The sequence below is a fragment of the Thioclava sp. NG1 genome, assembly GCF_003122275.1.
In the GTDB taxonomy this organism is placed as follows: Bacteria; Pseudomonadota; Alphaproteobacteria; order Rhodobacterales; family Rhodobacteraceae; genus Thioclava; species Thioclava nitratireducens.
Genome location: NZ_QFBB01000033.1, coordinates 1 through 1532 on the forward strand (window position 1 = coordinate 1; position 1532 = coordinate 1532).

The 1532-nt window shown below is 57.2% G+C and carries 1 protein-coding gene; it reads left to right on the top strand.

The annotated features are described in order from the left end of the window. Positions 1 to 312 precede the first annotated feature (312 nt). Positions 313 to 1227 (top strand): PAS domain S-box protein, encoded by a 915-nt coding sequence (locus DEM26_RS20145; RefSeq protein WP_109173304.1) that lies wholly within the window; start codon positions 313 to 315, stop codon positions 1225 to 1227. The last annotated feature ends 305 nt before the right edge of the window (positions 1228 to 1532 follow it).

Consider the following 1532-nt stretch of genomic DNA (forward strand, 5'->3'; position numbering starts at 1 on the left):
TGCCATGCGATCGCGACTCCCAGCGCCGCTGCAAGAGCGACGAGCGAGACGCGAGATTTGCTCTTGAACAATGGATTACGCATTCATCTTCCTCGTTTTCAGGACGCGTAAGGCCCGCGTCGGAGTGAGAAAAGCATGCAGCGGCTGGAGGCGGCTTTGATCTTGCTCAAGAGAAGAAAACTCCCGCTCGAGTTTTATCAGGCGCTCTTTCAGGCTCAATGGAAGTGATGTCCCTATAGACGATGCAGGCGAGTATGTTACGTATTCGAATTCATTTATATTTTTGGCACGAATTGAGAGGCTGTAGATTCAATGGAGACCCCGGAAGCCGTTCAGCAGCACTTGGCTGCGATCGTGGAAGGCTCGGACGACGCCATCGTCACCAAGGACATCAACAGTATCATCTTGAGCTGGAACCGCGGCGCGGAGGACCTCTTCGGCTACACCGCAGAAGAGGCGATTGGTCGACCAATTACGATCATCTTTCCTCAGGATCGGATTGAAGAGGAGGTCAATTTCATCGCCCGTTTGCGGCGCGGTGAGCGGATCGCCCATTTTGAGACGATCCGCCAGCGCAAAGATGGGCGTCTTGTTCCGGTCTCCCTGACAATCTCACCCGTGCATCAACTGGCAGAACAGCAGAGACTCCTGCTTTCCGAGATGCGCCACCGAGTGGGCAATGCTTTCGCCATCGCTGCCTCCCTGATCTCGGTCGCGGCGCGGCAGGCAGAAAGTGTAAGGCAGCTTAGTTCCGAGATGCGGTGTCGACTTAACGCGATCGCAGTCCTCAACTCGCGAACCGCGCAAAGCCCCGAGAGCGAGGAGCCTGCCGGCGTGCCCCTGTCAGAACTTGCATTCGAGATCACGAGGCCGTTCGGCGAAGGTATGAACATCCAGTTTTCCCTTCCTGATATTCAGGTGAAGCCAACCGCGATCACGCCTCTGACTTTGGTTTTGTTCGAACTCGCGACGAACTCCGTGAAATACGGAGGGCTCTCATCAGGAGGGCATGGTGTCGAAATCGCTGGCACCATCGAAGAAGGGCGATTGAAACTCCGGTGGCAAGAAGCTCGCATCAGCTCGAATGACTCGACAAGACGTGAGGGCTTCGGAACGAAGCTATGCGAGCACACCGTCTCCGCGTCGCTTGGCGGGAGCTTCTCGCGTGTGTTCGAGGACAATGACTTGATCGCAAACTTGGATCTCAACCTTTCCAAGGTGGCGTAGGGGCTTTCGCAGCGCCCAACCGCAAAATGTCACCGATCAGCTCGAGACGCGCGGATGTGGTTCGAGCTGATGGCCCAGTAGTCGGAGCGCCCGGGGCGCGCGGGTTCGCATGAGTGCGTAGGAAGGCGAAGAACTTGTCCCCCATCAACCTCGCGGCCCAGGGCGTTTTCGCATCGTCCGCGAAGCCGGATACGATCTCCTATCCCATCTTGGGCGCATCGTTTCAGTCCCGCTCTGCGGCCGCTGGGAGGCCCCTTACATCCGCAGGCGGAAGTAGCTCATCTCGATATTGCTCTCCATGCCGG

Coding starts and splice junctions, on each gene's coding strand:
- DEM26_RS20145 (WP_109173304.1), top strand. CDS start 313: ATGGAGACCCCGGAAGCCGTTCAGCAGCACTTGGCTGCGATCGTGGAA.